This is a genomic window from Sphingobium sp. CFD-2, from assembly GCF_024611135.1.
GTDB classification, from domain to species: domain Bacteria; phylum Pseudomonadota; class Alphaproteobacteria; order Sphingomonadales; family Sphingomonadaceae; genus Sphingobium; species Sphingobium fuliginis.
The window spans coordinates 814,033-832,642 of record NZ_CP084406.1 but is presented as its reverse complement, the minus strand read 5'-3'; the positions used below and the strand labels follow the sequence as shown (position 1 = coordinate 832,642).

Annotated in this window: 13 protein-coding genes; 5 read left to right on the top strand and 8 right to left on the bottom strand. The window is 66.4% G+C overall.

The window, feature by feature from the left end; all coding sequences use genetic code 11:
* Positions 1 to 7 precede the first annotated feature (7 nt).
* Positions 8 to 913 carry a tetratricopeptide repeat protein gene (locus LDB29_RS24085; protein WP_099187074.1) on the bottom strand — a complete coding sequence of 302 codons (906 nt, stop codon included), beginning with the start codon at positions 911 to 913 and terminating at the stop codon, positions 8 to 10.
* A gap of 168 nt (positions 914 to 1,081) precedes the next feature.
* On the opposite strand from LDB29_RS24085, the gene LDB29_RS24080 reads away from it, so the two are divergent.
* From LDB29_RS24080 to LDB29_RS24060, 5 genes are all read left to right on the top strand, one after another.
* Positions 1,082 to 3,595 (top strand): cyclic nucleotide-binding domain-containing protein, encoded by a 2,514-nt coding sequence (locus LDB29_RS24080; RefSeq protein ID WP_137709020.1) that lies wholly within the window; start codon positions 1,082 to 1,084, stop codon positions 3,593 to 3,595.
* The gene (locus LDB29_RS24075) at positions 3,595 to 4,473 is read left to right on the top strand and encodes a hypothetical protein (RefSeq protein WP_137709019.1); all 879 of its coding nucleotides are present in this window, start codon (positions 3,595 to 3,597) and stop codon (positions 4,471 to 4,473) included. The genes LDB29_RS24080 and LDB29_RS24075 overlap by 1 nt, the downstream gene beginning before the upstream one ends.
* Before the next feature lie 7 nt (positions 4,474 to 4,480).
* The gene (locus LDB29_RS24070; protein ID WP_137709018.1) at positions 4,481 to 6,325 is read left to right on the top strand and encodes a cytochrome c3 family protein; all 1,845 of its coding nucleotides are present in this window, start codon (positions 4,481 to 4,483) and stop codon (positions 6,323 to 6,325) included.
* 82 nt (positions 6,326 to 6,407) lie between these two features.
* Positions 6,408 to 7,253: a metallophosphoesterase gene (locus LDB29_RS24065; protein WP_061936724.1), complete on the top strand. Its 846-nt coding sequence runs from the start codon at positions 6,408 to 6,410 to the stop codon at positions 7,251 to 7,253.
* 127 nt (positions 7,254 to 7,380) lie between these two features.
* The gene (locus LDB29_RS24060; protein ID WP_137709017.1) at positions 7,381 to 8,148 is read left to right on the top strand and encodes an SDR family NAD(P)-dependent oxidoreductase; all 768 of its coding nucleotides are present in this window, start codon (positions 7,381 to 7,383) and stop codon (positions 8,146 to 8,148) included.
* Between the two features lie 36 nt (positions 8,149 to 8,184).
* Here the strand turns inward: LDB29_RS24060 and LDB29_RS24055 are convergent, their stop codons facing one another.
* From LDB29_RS24055 to treA, 7 genes are all read right to left on the bottom strand, one after another.
* Positions 8,185 to 8,496: a hypothetical protein gene (locus tag LDB29_RS24055; RefSeq protein ID WP_044660774.1), complete on the bottom strand. Its 312-nt coding sequence runs from the start codon at positions 8,494 to 8,496 to the stop codon at positions 8,185 to 8,187.
* 90 nt (positions 8,497 to 8,586) lie between these two features.
* Positions 8,587 to 11,004, bottom strand: coding sequence for a malto-oligosyltrehalose synthase (gene treY / locus LDB29_RS24050; protein ID WP_257557264.1), 2,418 nt, complete (start codon positions 11,002 to 11,004; stop codon positions 8,587 to 8,589).
* Complete coding sequence (malQ, locus tag LDB29_RS24045; protein WP_257557263.1) at positions 11,001 to 12,716, bottom strand: 4-alpha-glucanotransferase; 1,716 nt, start codon at positions 12,714 to 12,716, stop codon at positions 11,001 to 11,003. Before malQ ends, treY begins: the two co-directional genes overlap by 4 nt.
* The gene (treZ, locus tag LDB29_RS24040) at positions 12,713 to 14,419 is read right to left on the bottom strand and encodes a malto-oligosyltrehalose trehalohydrolase (RefSeq protein ID WP_257557262.1); all 1,707 of its coding nucleotides are present in this window, start codon (positions 14,417 to 14,419) and stop codon (positions 12,713 to 12,715) included. Before treZ ends, malQ begins: the two co-directional genes overlap by 4 nt.
* On the bottom strand, positions 14,416 to 16,521 hold the full coding sequence (gene glgX / locus LDB29_RS24035) for a glycogen debranching protein GlgX (protein WP_257557260.1): 2,106 nt from the start codon (positions 16,519 to 16,521) through the stop codon (positions 14,416 to 14,418). Before glgX ends, treZ begins: the two co-directional genes overlap by 4 nt.
* 30 nt (positions 16,522 to 16,551) lie before the next feature.
* A complete protein-coding gene (locus LDB29_RS24030; protein ID WP_257557259.1) occupies positions 16,552 to 16,764 on the bottom strand; it encodes a DUF2934 domain-containing protein in 213 nt (70 codons plus the stop codon).
* A gap of 127 nt (positions 16,765 to 16,891) precedes the next feature.
* Complete coding sequence (gene treA / locus LDB29_RS24025) at positions 16,892 to 18,472, bottom strand: alpha,alpha-trehalase TreA (protein ID WP_257557258.1); 1,581 nt, start codon at positions 18,470 to 18,472, stop codon at positions 16,892 to 16,894.
* Positions 18,473 to 18,610: the final 138 nt, after the last annotated feature.

Sequence of the window (18,610 nt, the reverse complement as noted above, 5' to 3'; positions counted from 1 at the left end):
CCGGGTTTCAGACGCCCGGCACGCCCAATATCCGTGCCTCATCCCTGATCCGTCCCGCCTGCGCCGGATTGGCCGACCGCGCCTGCGCATAGGCCGCCGTCGCCTTGCCCGTCTCGCCCAGCGTCATGCGGCTGCGCATCAGCATGATCCAGCCGTCGACATTGCCCGGATTGGCCTTCAGCCTGGCCTCCAGGCTGGCCACCATGCCCTCGACCATCGCATCCTGCTGCCCCTTGGGAAGCTGCGCCGCGGCCTGCATCTGCTCGCGGCTTGGACCCGGTATCGCCGCTGCCGCCACGGACATGCCGGCGCCCATGGGAGGATGCGGTGCGGTCGGCTTCACCGCCGCCAGCCGCTCCGCGACATTGATGCCGTTGATCTTTCCCACCTGCTCTATCGTCCGGCGCAGATCGGCTTCCCATGGCGCGCCCGGCGGCGTGTCGCCCAGCAGGGCCAGCCAGTCGCGGATCGCGCCGTCATGATCCTTCGCCAGATCCTTGCGCACCGCCAGGAAATAACGTGCCCTGGGGTCCTTGGGGTCGAGCGAGATCGCCTTGTCGAAGGCGTCGGCCGCCTCCTTCGGCATGGGATCGCGCTCGCTCGCCATCACTGCCGCTTCGCCAAGCGAGGACCAGAAGGTGGCGTTCCCCGGCGCCAGCTTCGTCGCATGGCGATAGGCGCGCACCGCATCGGCATGGCGGCCGCTCTCGAAATAGGCCCAGCCCAGCCTCTGCCAGCCCTCCGCATCGTTGGGATTTGCCCCGACCCGGTCCTGTAGCGCGCGGATCGCCGCTTCCGGGTCGCTCGGCCCTTCGTTCGTCAGCGGCGAGGGCAGGACGGGCGCTTTCGTCTCCTCCGGCGCGTGCGTCAGATTATAGCCGATCGATAGGGCGGCGATGCCGACCGCGCCCATCAGGACCACGCGCCTCCAGTTCCAACCCATTATTCTTCCACTCCCCGGCTGTTCCCCGCGATCTTCTCTAGCGTGACGCTGCGGAAATGATAGAGTGCCGCCCGGGACAGGCATCCGGTAACAGCCGGAACGCAGGGGCATATTGGGGGATAATCATTGACTGACCGCGTGCGTATCGCGATCGTCGGATCGGGGCCGGCGGGGCTGAGTGCGGCCGCGCGCGCCGCTGCACTGGGGCTTTCGCACCTGCTGATCGAGAAGACGGACCATCTGTCCGACACCATCTTCAAATATCAGAAGGGCAAGCATGTGATGGCGACGCCCAGCCAACTCGTGCTGCGGTCCGACTGCGATTTCGAGGCAGGCAAGCGCGAAGCGATTCTCGACCGCTGGAACGCGCAGGCGGCGGACCAAGGCGTCAATGTCGCCTATAATGCGGAGGTGAAGGCGATTGTCGGCATCGGCGATCCCATCCCCGGCAGCATCCAGAAGATCGTCGAGCGCAGGCGCGACGGCACGACCGAAACGAAGGAAATCCAGCGGCTCGCTCCGCCCTATCGACTGACCCTGAGCGACGGGCGGGATGTGATTGCCGATGCGGTCGTCATGGCCATCGGCACGCAGGGCAATCCCAATCTGATGCGTGTGCCCGGCGCCGACCTGCCCCATGTCCAATATCAGCTGGACGATCCGGGGGAATATAATGACGAGCATATCTTCGTCGTCGGCACGGGCGATGCGGGCATAGAAAACGCCCTGGGCCTGGCCGCCGACGTGGCGCAGGGCAATGCCGTCACGATCCTCAACCGCTCGACCGAGTTCGCCAGCGCCAAGGCCGCGAACGTCAAGGCGCTGATGGCCGCCGCCGAAGCGGGACGCCTTGCCATCATGACCGAAACCACCACGGCGAAGGTCGAACCCGGTTTCATCACGCTCGACAGCCGCGACGGCGAGGTGAAGCTGAAATGCGACCGCATCATCGCCCGCATGGGTTCCGCCCCGCCGCGCGCCTTTGTGGAGAGTTGCGGCATTGAGTTCACCAGCGGCGACCGCCTGGCCTTCCCCAAATTGTCGCCGGTATTCGAAAGCACCGCCCCCGGCATTTTCGTAATCGGCGCGCTGGCGGGCTATCCGCTGATCAAGCATTGCATGAACCAGGGTTATGACGTCGTCGAATATATCAACGGCAATCGCGACCTGAAGCCCGCCGACGAACCCATACTCGCCGCCAAATTCGCGGGTTTGCCGGAAAAGAAGAGCGTCGCGGACTGGCTGGAGCATCTGCGCGCCAACGTCGCCATCCTGGAGGGCCTTTCTCCGCTCCAGATGCGCGAATTCATGCTGGACAGCGAAGTGCGCGCCTATCGCAGGGACGATGTGATCTTCGAGAAGTTCGATCCCGGCTCCTCCCTCTTCGGCATCGCGCGGGGGCAGGCGCTGGTGGAGGTCGCGCCGGGCGTCGACATACCCATCGACCAGGGATCGATCTTCGGAGAAGTCGGCCTCATTTCCGGCCGCCGCCGCGGCGCGACCGTGCGGGCGGGCGCGGACTCGATCATGGTGGAGGTGTCGCGCACGGCGGCGCTCAAGCTCATGTCCTCCAACCCGCCGGCCAAGCGCGCCATCACCCGCATCTCGACCGAACGGCAACTGCTCCAGATGTTCGGCGCCGGCCTGACCCCGGCGGATCTTGCCGACATTCTCGACACGGCGGAAATCCGGACCGTGAAGGCGGGGGAAGCGATCCTCAGCGAAGGCGACCTTGGCAATGACATCTATGTGATCCGGGTCGGCTCCATGATCGTGGAGAAGAAGATCGGCGGGAAAAACGTCTTCCTCTCCTATCTTCCCGCCGGCAGCTATGTGGGGGAAATGGCGCTGATCGCGGGCGGGCCGCGCACGGCCACGGTCAAGGCGACCGTCAAGTCGGAGGTCATCAGGCTGAATGGCGACGCCTTCGCCCGGCTGATGGCCGCCAAGCCCGCCCTACTGGAACGCGCCCGCCGCGACATGGCGGCGCGGCAGGACGTCAACGCCTTCATCGAAAGCCGCAAGGACAGCTTCTCCACCGTTGTCGACATGTATTCGGAAACGGCGAAGTTCCTGGTCGACAACGGCATCGGCGAAGCGACGGACGTGCTGCTGATCGACGAACATCTCTGCGTCGGCTGCGACAATTGCGAAAAGGCCTGCGCGGACAGTCACGATGGCCTCTCCCGCCTCGATCGGGAGGCGGGCCGGACCTATGCCCACCTGCATGTGCCGACGAGCTGCCGCCATTGCGAGCATCCGCACTGCATGGCCGACTGCCCGCCCAACGCCATCCATCGCGGCCCCGATGGAGAGGTCTTCATCGACGAGACCTGCATCGGCTGCGGCAATTGCCAGCGCAACTGCCCCTATGGCGTGATCCGCATGGACAGCGTGCCGCCCAGTAAGCCGGGCCTGCTGAACTGGATGTTCTTCGGCGCAGGCCCCGGCCCCGGCGAACCATCGAAGAAATGGCGCGCCAAAAATGCGGAGCCCGGCGTCGAAAAGCCGAAGAAGGCCATCAAATGCGACATGTGCTCCGGCATTGAGGGCGGCCCGGCCTGCGTCCGCGCCTGCCCCACCGGCGCGGCCATCCGTGTCGCACCGGAGGATTTCCTGACGGTCGCCCGGCTGGGCGGGGAGGCGCGCTGATGGCTGCCGGAGCCGCCAGCCCCATTCGCCGCGCCAAGGGAGAAGTGCTGCATGACGGCTTTCTTCGTCACGCCGGTTTCCGCTGGCTGAAGATCGCGACGCTGATCTGCGTCCTGTCGATCGCCAGCTACATGCTGGTCGACGTCACGCCGCATCATAATGGCGGGAGCTGGTACGGCTATGCCATGGGCACGATCGGCGTGCTGCTGATCCTTTGGCTGACCCTGCTCGGCCTGCGCAAGCGGGCGATGACGCGGGGACGCTGGTCGCTCAAGGCCTGGACCTCCGCCCATGTCTATCTCGGCCTCAGCCTGATCGTCATCGCCACGCTGCACACCGGCTTCCAGCTCGGATGGAATGTCCATACCCTCGCCTATGCGCTGATGATGCTGGTGATCCTGTCGGGCCTGTTCGGCATCGCCGTCTATGCGACCCTGCCCGCCGCGCTCAGCAACAACCGCGCCGAAATGACGCAGGTGCAGATGCTCGACGCGGTGCGCGCCATCGACCGGCAACTGCATGATGCCGCGCAGCCATTGACCCATGAACAGGCCGCGCTGGTGCGCCAGTCGCTGGAGGATGATCCCTTCGGCGGCGGCCTGATCGCCCGCCTGTCGGGCCGCTATCCCCGCTGCGCCACGGCGAGGGCGCAGGCTGCGCTGCGCCGCTGGACGGGCGAGACGCCCGATACCGGCAACGACCCGCTGGAGAGGATCGACGCCCTGCTGGAGCGCAAGCAGGCCATGCTGGCCCGTCTGCGCCGCCACCTGAAGCTGAAGGCGCTGCTGGAAATCTGGCTCTACGTCCATGTGCCCGCCACCTTTGCCCTGCTGGCAGCGCTGACCGCACATGTCGTCAGCGTCTTCTTCTACTGGTGAGCCTGAGATGAGCTTTCTAGTCCGCCAGATCAGCCTCACCGCCGATGGCCGTGAGATCGTTCGCGCCGCCACCATCGCCCAGGCGCAACTCTCCCTCGGCCGCGCGGCTGAAAGCGACATCCACTTGCCCGACCTGGCGCTGGAGCCCGACCATGCCCGGATCGAGCAGGTCGACGAACGCACCATCCGCGTGCGCGCCACCGGCACCTTGGGCTTCGAGCTGGAGGGCCGCACGGTGCTGCGTGCGGAGATCGACCCAGCCAAGGGCGCGGAACTGCGCTTCGGTGGTCATCGCGTCACCCTGTCGCGGGGCGACGACGGCGCGACCATTCTCTCCATCCGCCGCGTCGACGCCGTGTCCGAAGCCTCGGAGGAAAAGGAGGAGACGAAGGTCTTCTCCCTGCGCGGCCTGCTGCCCGGCAAGCGGCTGATGGCCTGGGCGCTGGCGCTGGCGATCCTGATCGGCTTCCTCGCCATTCCGATCTGGAGCTATGCCGGTCGTACCGCGGACGACACGCGCAACATCTACAAGATGGTAGGCGACAAGGCCTGGTCATCCGGTCCGCTCAGCCAGGCCCACCACGCCCTCGAAGGCCGCTGCGAAACCTGCCATCAAAAGGCGTTCGTCTCGGTCCGCGACAGCGCCTGCCAGACCTGCCACAGGGATGCGCACGACCATGCACCGGCCGCCCGCATCGCCATGGCACGGGCTGAAGGGGGACTGGGCGACAAGCTGCTGGCGGGAGTGGCCGCCGCCTTCGGCAAGCCGCCTGAGGGCGCCTGCGTCGACTGCCACCGCGAACATGAAGGCGCAGGTCCGATGCAGCCGACGGCGCAGGCCTTCTGCACCGACTGCCACGGTACGCTGAAGGACCGGCTGAAGGACACGAAACTGGGCAATGCCGCCGATTTCGGCACCAGCCATCCGCAATTTTCCGCGCTGGTGCAGGCGCGGCCGGGCCAGCATCCCCGTTTCTCCCGCGCATCGCTCGACAGCAGGCCGATGGACGATAGCGGCCTCAAATTCCCGCACGACATCCACCTGTCCGCGAGCGGCGGCGTCGCGAAAATGGCGCGGACGATGAAGGCGCAATATGGCTTTGGCGACGCGCTTGCCTGCAAGGATTGCCACAAGCCGACCGCCGACGGCGTGCGCTTCCTGCCGGTGGACATGGAGCGCGACTGCCAGATGTGCCACAGCCTCGCCTTCGAGACGATCGGCGGCACCGTCCGCACGCTGCGCCACGGCCAGCCGGATCAGGTGGTTGCGGACCTGCGGGCCTATTTCCGTTCGACCGGTCCGGCCCAGCCGGCGGCCTTGGGCGGAACGGCGCGGCGGCGGCCCGGCGATTATGCGCAGGGGCGGCTCTACCATGCCTATTTCGGGGCGGCGGCGGCACGTCCGTCGCGCGCGGACGACGCCGTCACGGCGGTCTTCTCCAGGGGCGGCGCCTGCTACGACTGCCATATCGTCACGCCGCCGGGCACGAACGGCAATGCGGGTTGGCAGGTGCTGCCGGTGCATCAGCCGATGCGCTATATGATGAACGGCTGGTTCGACCATGCCGCACACCGGACCGAGAAATGCGAAAGCTGCCATGCCGCACCCAAATCGCACGATGCCAGGCAGCTGCTGCTGCCCGGCATCGACAGTTGCCGCACCTGCCATGGCGGGGAAAAGGCCAAGGCGGACGTGCCATCGGGTTGCGCCATGTGTCACAGCTATCATGCCGGCGATGACGCGCCATGGGTTCCCGCCAGCCGTTCGATCGGGAAAGATGCGGCCGACAGGCGGAAGGCGCTGAGCACATCAGCCTATCCCGTGCTGCTGCGCGGGCGGGAGCCCGGTTGAAACGGCGGAACCGGCATAGCCTTTGCAGGAGCGGATGGCGCCGAAGAGTGGCCGAGGACACGAATAAGGGGAGCAAGGACCAATGCTGATCGCGCAGGTCACGGACATCCATCTGGGGTTCGATCCGGACAATCCCGCCGAGTTCAACCGCAAGCGGCTGGACCAGGTCCTGCGTGCCCTGAATGATGGTCCCAACCGGCCCGATCTGTTGCTGGCGACCGGCGACCTGACCGACCGGGGCGATGCGGACAGCTACCGCCGCCTCGCCAACGCCTTCAGCCAGTGCGATTTCCCGGTGTGGCCCTGCATGGGCAATCATGACGACCGGGCGCATTTCGCCGCGCATTTCCCTCACATTCCCCAGGAGGATGGCTTCGTCCATTATGCGATCGCGCAGGATGGGCGGCGGATCATCATGCTCGACACGCTGGAGCCGGGGCGTCATGGCGGCGCCTTCTGCGAGCGGCGCGCGCAATGGCTCGCCGCGCGGCTGGACGAGGACAGCATCACTCCGACGCTGATCGTCATGCACCATCCCCCGGTGGAGGTCGGCATCGACTGGATGAACACCCATCCCGAAGAACCCTGGGTCCGGCGATTCGCTGCGACGATCGCCGGTCGCCCCAATCTGCAAGCGATCCTCTGCGGTCATATTCACCGATCCGCAGTGGCGCCGTGGAAAGGCACGACCATTGCGATCTGCTCGTCGACCGCGCCGCAGCTTGCCCTCGACATGCGGCCGATGGACCCGGACGCTCCGGACAACCGCCCGATGATCGTTGCCGATCCGCCGGCCTATGCACTCCACCGATGGACCGAAGAGGGGCTGATCACCCATTTCGAAACCGCGGACGATCATGTGATGCTCGCGAAATTCGACGGCAGCATGCAGCTTCTGGTCCGGACGCTGATGAACGAGCGGCCCTGAGGCAAGGGTTGTGCATTGCCGGACCGGTTTGGTCCGTTCCGGGCTGCTGCCGGATGTCTCGGCATGCGTTATCCTTGTTCACAATTGGATATGGCCGGGGCAAAGCCGGCAAAAGGAAGGAGCCGATATGTCGCGCATTTTCATAACCGGCAGCACCGAAGGCCTGGGACGTGCCGCCGCCGAAGCGCTGATCGACGATGGGCATGAGGTGATCCTGCATGCGCGTTCGCCGGAGCGGGCCGCGGCACTGGACGGGCTGGGAAAGCGGTCCGGCGGGCTTGTCGTGGGTGATCTCGGCAGCGCCGCCCAAACACGCGACGTGGCCGATCAGGTCAATGCCCTGGGCAGGATGGACGCCATCATCCACAATGCCGGGATCTACAGCACGGCGGACCGGGGACCGGCTGCAGAGGGACATGCGACGATCTTCGCCGTGAACAGCCTGGCGCCCTATATGCTCACCGCCCTCATCGATCGGCCGTCACGCCTCGTCTATCTCAGCAGCAGCCTGCATCGGGGCGGCGAGGGCTCCCTTGACGATCTCGACTGGGAAAAGCGCGAATGGGACGCGGGCAAGGCCTATGCGGAGACCAAGCTGCATGTCGCTGCCCTTGCCGCCGCATTGTCGCGCCGCTGGCCGGATGTCGTCTGCAGCGCCGTCGACCCCGGATGGGTGCGCACGCGCATGGGCGGGGCCAGCGCGCCCGTCGACATAGACACAGGCCGCAGGACTCAGGTTTGGCTTGCCGCCAGCAACGACCCGGCGGCGCTGGTCAGCGGTCGCTATTGGCACGATCTTCAGATGGAGGAGCCTGCCGGCGAAGTGACCGACACCGGCTTTCAGGACCGGCTGCTTCAGAGGCTGGAGGAGATAACGGGCATAGGCCTGCCCTGATTGCGCCAGCCTGCCGGACATGACCTGCCGCCGCGATCAGGCGGCGAGCGCACCCCGCGTCGAGGAGATCAGAAGGGCCTCAGCCAGCGCCAGACATTGTTCGAGCGACGGCCCGGCCAGATGCGTGTCGCTGCCGTCCCAATGCCGGATGCTCAATTCCCAAAGCGTTCCGCTGTCGATGCAGGCGGCGCGAGCGTCCTGACCGGCGAAATGCAGCACGTCCCCGAGCCGCTCGCGGTGCAGAAGATGACGCGCAACCGTTGTGTGGCTTTCATGATGCGCATTGAAGTGCAACTGGATATTTTCGCTGTTGGCTGCCAACCATGGAAGAATATTGCTGTCGATCATCGGGCCTGCTTTGCATGACGCGGCCGGTACACAGATCGCCGCTTCTGGCGTATACTCGCGGAACCTGCTTATGTTCCTCGACATTTCTCCTTATTCACTCAGGTTAATGAAATAGGGGGTGCTGGCGAACATTTCGGCTGCCAGCTGATCGACCTCACCCTCCAACCGGCTGTCGCTCCACCACTGGGCCGGGGGCAGGGCGCCCTGTTCGGTCAAAATCCGTCCGCAGCGGATCATGACAGCGCAGCAAAGGCGCACGCCCGCATGACGGCGTTCGAACGCGAACATATGCGCCGCCCTGGGGCCAGCCGGGCAAAGCGGACGATAGCTGCCCAGCGCGAACAGGTCGGGATGCTCCTTCCGGTAGCGGAGCAGGCGCTGGATGAGGACCATCTTCCCCCCCTCTGCCACGTCGCCCTCGTCCAACAGGCGGAGCCGGCGTGCATAGTCGACGGGCCGCCGGTTGTCGGGATCGACGAGGCTCAGGTCTTCCAGTTCGCTACCCTGATAGATGTCGGGCACGCCGGGCAGGGTGAATTTGAGGGCAGTCTGGACCAGGCTGTCGGCGCGCGCCGCGGGGAGGAGCCGCGCCACGAAGGCCCCCATGTCCTGCGTGAATTCCGGTTTTGCCAGAAGGTGATGCAGCAGCTTACGGGCGTCCGCCTCATAGCCCGCTTCGGGTTGTTCCCAGCTCGATCGCAGCCGCGCTTCGCGGAGGGACTTTTCAAGCCAGCCGGAAATACGACCGGGAAAATCCTCCGGCAAAGCCTGATCGGCCGATGCCGGCCAGGCGCCGAAAAGCGTCTGAAAGAGCTGGTAACGATCAGCGGGATGAATGTCGGCGCCGCATTCGTCCGCCATGCGCGACCATCGGCCGACCGCCTCCTCCCACAGTCGCGGGACGGCGCTCAGCACCGCAAGCCGGGCACGAACATCCTCGCCGCGCTTATGGTCATGGGTCGCCGTCGCGAGCATGGCATGGGGAAAGACCTCTGCACGGGCCTGCACGCTTCGGTGAAATTCCTCCGGAGAAAGGGTGAAGCGTTCCGGATCGGCGCCCACATCATTGGCGGATAGCAGCGGAGCGTAGCGGTAGAAGGCGGTGTCCTCCACGCCCTTGGCGGCGATGGGTGCGGAAAGCTGCTGGAAGCGCCGCACGGCCTCCGCAGCGCAATCGGCATCGCCCGGACCAGTGCCTCCCAACCAGTCAAGGATATGCCTTGCCACCTCTGCCTCGCCGGGGGGGAGGTACGGCTGAACGGCGTTCCAGGCCCGTTCGCGGACCGTCGCGTCGCTCATCGGCGCAGCGCGGCCGTCGCCATAGGTGCGATAGACGGGAAAGACCCAGAGCAGCCGTTCGATCGCCCTGCGGATCATTGCGGGGGTGACGGCTTCCAGTGCGGCGTCGGCGGTCCGTGCCGAACCGGCAAGGGCAGCGAACGCAGCGACGCAGGCGGCAAGCTGGCCTTCGAACTGCCAGGACAGCATGTCGCGGCGCGCCTCCAGCACCACCCTGGCCGGATCGCCATGATCGGGATCGAGGTTCCGCCACAATGCCCGGAGCGGCGCTTCACCGGACGGATCGTGGAGAAGCGCCGTCATGTCGCTCATGAAATCATAGCCGCTGGTGCCGTCGACTCCCCAATCGGGCGAAAGCGGCTCGTCCGCGGCCAGGATCTTCTCCACCACGATATAGGCGCGATCCGGTCCGGAACGGATCGCATCGAATGCGGCGCGCAGGGACCGGCAATAGGCGGCGGGGTCGGACAGGCCATCGACATGGTCGACCCGCACGCCGTCGATCAGCCCCTCCCCGAACAGGTCGAAATATAGCCGGTGCGTGGCATGGAATATGGCGGCGTCCTCGATCCGCAGGCCCGCCAGATCGTTGATCGAGAAAAAGCGCCGCCAGTTCAGCAGGTCATTGGCGGCGCGCCAGTGGACCAGCCGGTAATGCTGCATGTCCAGCAGGCGGCGCAGCTCGTCAGGTTCCCGTTCCAGCGATCCCGGCTTTAGCGGCAGCCGTTGGTCGCCATAGAGCAGCAGGTGCGGATCGTTTCCGGCTGAAAGCCTGATGTCGCCATCCTCGATCGCTTGGGTCAAGGTCGCGCCCAGCAGCGGCAGCACCAGCGGACCGCTCTGCCAGTCGATGTCGAACCAGCCGGCATAGGGGCTATCCGGCCCAAGGCGAAGAACGTCGTTCCAATAAGGGTTTTCGCCGCCCGCCACGCCCATGTGATTGGGCACGATGTCGATGACGATGCCCATGCCCCGCGCGCGAAGCGCGGCGACGAGGCTGCGGAAGCCGCTTTCGCCCCCCAGTTCGGGATTGATGCGGGTCGGATCGATCACGTCATAGCCATGGGTCGATCCGCTGCGCGCCATCGTGATCGGGGATGCATAGACATGGCTCACCCCCAGCGCCGCCAGATAGGGAACGATGTCCTCCGCCGCCGCGAAGGGGAAGTCGCGGGTCAGTTGCAGGCGGTAGGTGGCGCGCGGGATCATGCGCCCCGCTCCCGGTTCAGCCGGTCGATGCGGCGGGACACATCCGGCCGGTCGAGCAGCTTTTCCATCCTGTCGGGCAGGCGCCGCCGCCAATTGGGATGCGTGTCGACGGTGCCCGGCAGATTGGGCTGTTCGATCATGCCGACCATATCCTCCATCGGGACAAGAAGCAGGGACGAAGGCGTCCCGGCCAGAAAGGCGAGCGCCCGGTCGATCACCATGTCCGGATCGTCTTTCGCGGGCATGGGCGTTGCTTCACCGATGGCGCGCCACAGCGCCTTGCGGTGCTGGTCCCGGTCCGCTCCGCTGTCCCCGCCGCGATCCAGCAGGCGGCTCCACTCAAGATCGCGTCCGGTCCACCAGCCCGCCAGCGTCGGCGTGTCATGCGTCCCGCTCATCGCCACCGATCGCGCCGGATAGGCGGCGGCGGGCAGGAATTCGCCAGCCTCATCGCGCGAGAAGGGCAGCACCGCCATGCCATGGATGCCCGCCGCCTCCAGCGCGGCGCTGAAGCCCGCAGGCCGGGTGCCCAGATCTTCCGCGATCACGATGGCGCGGGCGCGCCACGCCTCCAGCTTCACCAGCCGCAGCAGATCGTCGAACGGATAGCGGAGATAGGCGCCTTCGCTCGCCGCCCGTCCCTCCGGCACGACCCAGAGCCGTTGCAGGCCAAAGCCGTGGTCGATGCGGATGCCGCCGCCCACGGGCATGTTGGCGCGCAACATGGCGATAAAGGGTTCGAAACCCCGTTCGACCAGCGCCAGCGGGCTAAAGCCCGTCAGCCCCCAATCCTGCCCCCGGGGGCCGAGCGGGTCGGGCGGCGCGCCGATCCGCAATCCCTGAAGAAAGGCGGCGGGATCGGATCGGGCGTCGCTGCCGCCGGGATCGACGCCGACGGCAAGATCGGCGATGAGGCCGATGGCCATGCCCGCCTCCCGCGCCGCCTGCTGGACGGCATCCAATCCACGCCGGGCATGGGATTGCAACAAGCCGGCGTCGTCACCGCCGAGAGTCCGGCGGAGCGCCGCCAATTTGGCCGGGCCGGCCTTGCTCCAGTCGATCAGGTCCGATCCATCCGCTGCGGCTATGGGCTCGGCCTCCCCGAAAAGGATATTGAGGGCAAGGCGGCTGGAAGGGGAATAGGGCGCGAAGCGGGCAGGGTCGTCCAGCGCATGGACCGGGCTGATCGCCACGGCATCGGCGCCGTTCGCGCCCAGCAGCCGCACCGCCTCGCACAGCGTGCCGAAATCCCCGAAATCGCCGGAGCCGCGAAGGGACGGGATCTGGATGGCGACACCCCAGCAACGGCGGCCTATCGGCGGGCAGCGATCCGGCGCGATGGCGATGCGGATGCTGCCCTGTGCGGATTCCAGGCGGTAATATCCCGGTTCCGTCAAGCCGGATCGACGCAGGCTGTCCATGCCGATGTCGACGGCATGGCCTGCTTCGTCCAGCAATTGCGCGTCGTGCAGCCGGTCGGGCAGGGGGATGGGCTTGTTCCGGTCCGCCGTGATCATGGCCGGCAGGCGATCCAGCCGGTGGTGGAGCGAGACCCTGCTTCTGGCGATCTCCTCCGGCGTCCCGGCCGGCAGGTCCAGCGCCGTCAATATGGCGCGCAGGCTGCCGTCGCTGACCTCCTGCCGCGCGCCATCGGCATCGGTCCAGCATCGCATCAGCCCGGCTTCGGCGGCAAGGCGGTGAAGGTCGCTCATGGCTCCTCGATCCAGGCGGCGAAGCTGGCAGGGGCGCCGGGGGAATTGGTGGCGAACAGGGGTGGATCGGCCAGGATCGGATCGACGGGTGCGTCGCCCAGATTGAGCAGAATGGAAAGATGGCGGCCTGTTCCCAGCCGCCACCGGGCGCTGACGCAGTTCGGGGACAGCGCCTGGGCGCCGATCGCGCGGCATCCCTCCAGACCGGGCACGACATAGGCGTGGCGCAGGGCAAGCAGATTGCGGTAGAGGGCGCGCCATTCCTCCGCATCCTCGCCCGCGGCGATGCGGGATTGCCCGAAAGTCTCAATGGCATTGGGGTCGGGAATGCGCGCGCGGGCTTCCGCGCTGGAAAAGCTAGCAAAACCGGCGAATTCGCGCCGCCGCCCCTCGCGCACGGCATCGGCCAGTTCGTCATGGAAATCGGTGAAGAAGAGGAATGGGCTGCGCGCCCCCACCTCCTCCCCCATGAACAGCATCGGGATTTGCGGCATCAGCAGCAGCAGCGCCGTCGCCGCCCTGAGCCGCGCCGGATCGGTCAGGTCGATGATCCGCTCGCCCATCGCCCGGTTGCCGACCTGATCGTGATTCTGGAGGAAGGCGATGAAGGCCGTGGGCGGCAGATGTCCGCTGGGTGCGCCCCGCGTCCTGCCCTGCTGGTGCGGCGAGGCTTCGCCCTGATAGATGAAGCCCTGTTCGAGGCAGCGGGCGAGCTTTTCCGCAGGCCGCCGGGCGAAGTCGGCATAATAGGCGTCCCGCTCGCCGGTCAGCAGCACATGCAGGACATTGTGGAAATCGTCGTTCCATTGCGCGTCATAGCGGCCGGGCATGAGCCGGTCGGGATCGTTGCGTTCATTTTCCAACATCAGGTGGACATGGCGCTGGGGCCCGATGGCGCCGCGGATTTCACCCGCCAGCCAGTCGAGGAACCGGTCGTCGCCTATGGCATGGACGGCATCGAAGCGCAGACCGTCGAAGCCATAGTCGTTGAGCCACATCAGCGCGTTTTCACGGAAGAAGGCGGCGACCGGAGGACGGTCCACGGCGACCGCGCCACCCCAGGGCGTATGCCGCTCCGCATGGAAGAAGGGCGAGGCATAGGCGCCGAGATAATTCCCGTCCGGCCCGAAATGATTATAGACCACGTCCATGAAGATCATGAGGCCATGGCCATGGGCGGCATCGACCAGCGCGCGCAGGTCTTCCGGCGAGCCATAGGCTTCGGCCGGGGCGAAGGGCAGGACACCGTCATAACCCCAGTTCCGCGCCCCGCTGAAGGCATTGACCGGCATCAGTTCGATCGCCGTCACGCCCAGTTCCGCAAGTTCCGGCAACCGGGCCCGGACTCCAGCGAAGCCCCCTGCAAGACCGGCATGGATTTCATAGATGACCGTTTCGGTCCAGGGACGGCCGCGCCAGTTTTCGGCCGGCGGGTCGAGCGCCGTGATGACGCTCCACCCATGGACTCCGCCGGATTGCCGTCGGGAGGCGGGGTCGGGCACCGCCCGTTCCGGATCGAGGCGGAAGCGGTAGCGCGTTCCGGGCCCGGCGGGCGCTTCGGCAAGGAACCATCCGTCCGCCTGCGCGGCCATGGCGATCGGCGCCGCGTCTTCGATCTCCAGCGTCACCGCATCCCGGTCCGGTGCCCAAAGGCGGAAGCGCCAGCGGCCTTCTTCCAGTTCGACAGGGCCCCAGAGCGTCATGCGTCCGGCTTCTCGCCCACCCAGCGCACCAGCACGGCCGAATGGGCCTGCACGCCATAATCGCCGGCGATCTCGAACGCTTCGCGCTCGGGCTGGGCGCTGTCGATCAGCACTTCATGCGAAGCGGAGGGCGCCGACAGGTGGAAGTCGATGGGCGCATCGCTGGCGTTCAACAGCAACGAAAGGGCCTCTACCCGCCCGTCCTCCAATCGGTGCGCGCGGCGCATCGCCAGCGCGCGCCCCTCCGGATTGTTCCAGTCCTCCTCGCTCAGCGGGTTCCCGCGCTCGTCCCACCATTCGATGTCGCCCACACCGGAGCCCGGGCCGTCCTGGCCGTAGAGGAAGGTCGATGCGCGCAGCACGGGATGGCTCCTGCGCAGGGCGATCAGCCGGGCGGTGAAGTCGAACAAGGCCTGGCCGGCCTCACCCTCCATCATCGACCAGTCGAGCCAGCTTATCTCATTATCCTGGCAATAGGCATTGTTGTTGCCGCCCTGGGTCCGCCCGAACTCGTCCCCCGCCACCAGCATCGGCGTGCCGAGCGAGGCGAGCAGCGTCGTCAGCATGGCCCGCCGCACCCGGTTGCGCGTGTCGTTGATGGCGGGATCGTCGGTCGGTCCTTCCGCCCCCCAGTTGCGCGAGAGATTATTGTCATGCCCGTCGCGATTATCCTCTCCATTGGCCTCATTATGCCGCTCCTCATAGGAAATGAGGTCGGCCAGGGTGTAGCCGTCATGGCTGGTGAGGAAATTGACGCTGGCCCAGGGCCGGCGGGCGCGGCGGTCGAACAGGTCGCCGGAGCCGGAAAGCCGCGCGGCGAGATCGGCGCGCTGCCCCGGATCGCCGCGCCAGAAGCGGCGGGTGGTGTCGCGGAAGCGGTCGTTCCATTCGGCAAAACCCGGCGGGAAATTGCCGAGCTGGTATCCGCCCATGCCGACGTCCCACGGTTCCGCGATCAGCTTCAGCCGGCCCAATATCGGGTCCTGCCGCAGCACGTCGAACAGCCCGGCATTGGGATCGAACCCATGGTCGGTGCGCCCCAGCGTCAGCCCCAGGTCGAAGCGGAAACCGTCGACGCCGAAGCTGGTCGCCCAGTAACGCAGCGAATCCGCCACCATCTGGATCACGCGGGCATGGGTCAGCTTGAAGGTGTTGCCGGTGCCGGTGTCGTTCAGGCAATAGCGCGGCTCGCCCGGCACCAGCCTGTAATAGGTCGCATTGTCGATACCGCGCCAGGACAGGGTCGGCCCCAGTTCGCTCCCTTCGCAGCTATGATTATAGACGACGTCGAGAATGACCTCGATCCCCGCGGCATGCAGCCGGCGCACGGCGACGCGCAGTTCATCATGCGTATCCCCGGCGAAATAGCTGGGTTCCGGCGCGAAGAAGCTGAGCGTGTTATAGCCCCAATAGTTGCGCAGCCCCTTTTCCTGAAGGAAGCGGTCCTGCACGAAGGCGTGGATCGGCATCAGCTCCAGCGTCGTGACGCCCAGCCGCTTCATATGGTCGATGACCCTGGGGTGGGCGAGCGCGGCGAAGGTGCCCCGTTCCTGCGGCGGCGCGGCCTCCAGCAATTTGGTCAGTCCCTTCGCATGGGCTTCGTAGATGACGGTTTCCGACCAGGGCACGTTGGGCCGCACGTCGCGGGACCAGTCGAAACTGTCATGAGTCACCACCGCCTTGGGCATGGCCGCCGCGCTGTCCCGCCGGTCGAAGCCCAGATCCGCGCGCCGCCCCCTTACCGGATAGCCGTGCAGCACGTCGTTCCATCGCAGGCTGCCCGACAGGCGCCGGGCATAGGGGTCGAGCAGCAGCTTGTTCGGGTTGAAGCGATGCCCCTGTTCCGGCGCATAGGGTCCGTGCACGCGATAGCCATAGAGCAGGCCGGGCCGCGCATCCGGCAAATAGCCGTGCCAGACCTCATCTGTGCATTCCGGCAGGGCCAGTCGGGCGATTTCCTTGCGGCCTTTCGGATCGAACAGGCAAAGGTCGACCCGGTCTGCATTGGCGGAGAAAATGGCGAAATTGACGCCCAGCCCGTCGAAGGTGGCGCCCAGGGGGTAGGGTGATCCGCCCTCAAGGCGGTCGGGATATTGGCTCAAGCGGACTCCGGCTATGCTGGAATGGACGGATCAGGCCGATTTCGTTCGGGAAGCGGGCCTGGAGAGCAGCTCGGCGGCGGCACCGGTCGCCAGCGGATTGGGGAGGGTGCTGTCCTCCGGAAGTCCGCTGATCTCCGCCTCGGCCTGCCGCCAATGATCCTCGGCCAATCCTTCGGGGTGGCCCTGCGCCTCCCATATGGCATAGGCGCGCTCGCGAATCCTGTCTTCGGTATCGTCCGGCATGGAGCCTCCCTCGGCGGCCCTGATGGCTGCCTCGGTCAAATGCGCGGGATGCGAATAGGATGCGCGGTCTGATCTGGATCAGTAAAATTTCAGCCCGGACGTCAGCCCCGCCCAGCGCCAGTGCGCGTCATTCGGGCGCAAGTTCAGGATATTTCTCCATGATCGCGCTGGTCACGCCATTGGTCCAACCGAAACCGTCCTGTGTCGGATATTCGCCGCCGCCGCCGGGCTTGCGTTCCTCCACATCATATTTTTCCAGCATCCGGCCGGTCTCGACATAGGCGGCCGTCACCGTGCCCAGCCAGCGCCTGGCGATTTCGCGCGCCAGCGCGGCTTCGCCCGACCGCTCAAGTCCCGCAATCGCGATCCATTGCAGCGGCGCCCAGCCATTGGGCGTATCCCATTGCTGGCCGGTGCGCAGCGTCGTTGTGCGCAGCCCGCCCACCGCCAGCAACTCGCTCCGCACGGTCGCGCCGACCGCCTTCGCCTGGGCGGGCGAAGCGGCGCCGGCGAACAGCGGGTAGAGCGTGGCGGCCGACAGAACCGGCGTCGGCTTGCGGGCGGTGCGGTCCCAATCGGCGTAGCGGCCCTCGCGCGCTACCCAGAAATAGCGGTCCAGCGCTCCGCGCCTCTGCCTTGCCAGACGGGTGAAGCGATCGGCGCAGGCGCCGTCCCGCGCTTCGCCGCAACGGCGGGCGATGGTCTCCTCCACGATCAGCATCAGGCTGTTGAGGTCGACGGGCACGATGTCGGCGGTGCGGATCGATGAAAGCCGGCGCGGGTCCGCCAGCCAGCGGCTGCTGAAGTCCCATCCGCTTTCCGCCCCGGCGCGCAGATGGCGGTAGAGCGCCTGGGCGGGGCGCGTCCGGTCTTCTGCCGCCGTCGCCACATCTTCGGCATAGGATTCGTCGCGGGGCTGCGGAACATCGTCCCAATAGCGGTTGAGCAGCGTGCCGTCCGGCATTTTGACGACCCGCGCGCATGCGCCGCCGGCGTCGACACAGCTGGCGCCCGTCATCCAATAATCATATTCGCGGCGCAACGCGGCAAGCCGTCGGGCGTCGACCGCATGATCGCCCTGTTTCGACAGGCCCAGCATCAGCGCGAAAAAGGGCGGCTGCGACCGGCCCAGATAATAGCTGCGCATTCCGTTGGGAATATGGCCATAGCGCTCGATGGCCGCCGTGAAATCCGTCAGCATGGATTCGATCAGCGGCTGCTGCCCGTCGACGGCCAGGCCGAGCATGGTGAAATAGCTGTCCCAATAATAGATTTCGCGGAAGCGGCCGCCCGGCACGACATAGGGCGCCTCCATCGGCAGGGCGGAACTGCCCGGCGCCACGGCTTCGGACTGGCGCACCAGCGTGGGCCAGAGCGTCCGGATGTGCCGGCGCAGGGTGCCGGCGTTACGGTCATTGACGCCCGGCACGGCGAAATTGGCGAGGACGAAGCTGCGCAGCGCTTCCTTGTCCTGCGGCCTGCTGCTTCGGAAATCGGCCATGATCGCTTCCGGCGAGCGCCGGGGCACTGCGTCGACGAAGGTCTTGCCGTCGGGGAACAGGCGCTGCGTCTGCACGGCCCGGAACAGGTCGCCATAAATCTCCGCCGGGGAGGTTTGGGCCGAAATCGACGCCGGCAGCGTCAATATTGCAGCCAGCATGACGATACGCCGCCAGGGCGACGACTTCATGGCGGATCGGACGTGCATGGTTCCTCTCTCCTTGACCGAAGACTTTATTATGATGCGCTCCCGTGCCGCGCGGACCGGCTTCTTCTCGCTCTCTTCACCGGAGGGATCAAAGGAAAACCTCTCTCCATTGAGACATTAATGCAACGATTGCGCGGA

What these genes read in the sequence shown, in the direction of transcription:
- treA (WP_257557258.1), bottom strand. Translation starts at nt 18,472, where the DNA reads ATGCACGTCCGATCCGCCATGAAGTCGTCGCCCTGGCGGCGTATCGTC.
- treZ (WP_257557262.1), bottom strand. Translation starts at nt 14,419, where the DNA reads ATGACGCTCTGGGGCCCTGTCGAACTGGAAGAAGGCCGCTGGCGCTTC.
- LDB29_RS24085 (WP_099187074.1), bottom strand. Translation starts at nt 913, where the DNA reads ATGGGCGCGGTCGGCATCGCCGCCCTATCGATCGGCTATAATCTGACG.
- LDB29_RS24065 (WP_061936724.1), top strand. Translation starts at nt 6,408, where the DNA reads ATGCTGATCGCGCAGGTCACGGACATCCATCTGGGGTTCGATCCGGAC.
- malQ (WP_257557263.1), bottom strand. Translation starts at nt 12,716, where the DNA reads ATGAGCGACCTTCACCGCCTTGCCGCCGAAGCCGGGCTGATGCGATGC.
- LDB29_RS24075 (WP_137709019.1), top strand. Translation starts at nt 3,595, where the DNA reads ATGGCTGCCGGAGCCGCCAGCCCCATTCGCCGCGCCAAGGGAGAAGTG.
- treY (WP_257557264.1), bottom strand. Translation starts at nt 11,004, where the DNA reads ATGATCCCGCGCGCCACCTACCGCCTGCAACTGACCCGCGACTTCCCC.
- LDB29_RS24030 (WP_257557259.1), bottom strand. Translation starts at nt 16,764, where the DNA reads ATGCCGGACGATACCGAAGACAGGATTCGCGAGCGCGCCTATGCCATA.
- LDB29_RS24070 (WP_137709018.1), top strand. Translation starts at nt 4,481, where the DNA reads ATGAGCTTTCTAGTCCGCCAGATCAGCCTCACCGCCGATGGCCGTGAG.
- LDB29_RS24060 (WP_137709017.1), top strand. Translation starts at nt 7,381, where the DNA reads ATGTCGCGCATTTTCATAACCGGCAGCACCGAAGGCCTGGGACGTGCC.
- LDB29_RS24055 (WP_044660774.1), bottom strand. Translation starts at nt 8,496, where the DNA reads ATGATCGACAGCAATATTCTTCCATGGTTGGCAGCCAACAGCGAAAAT.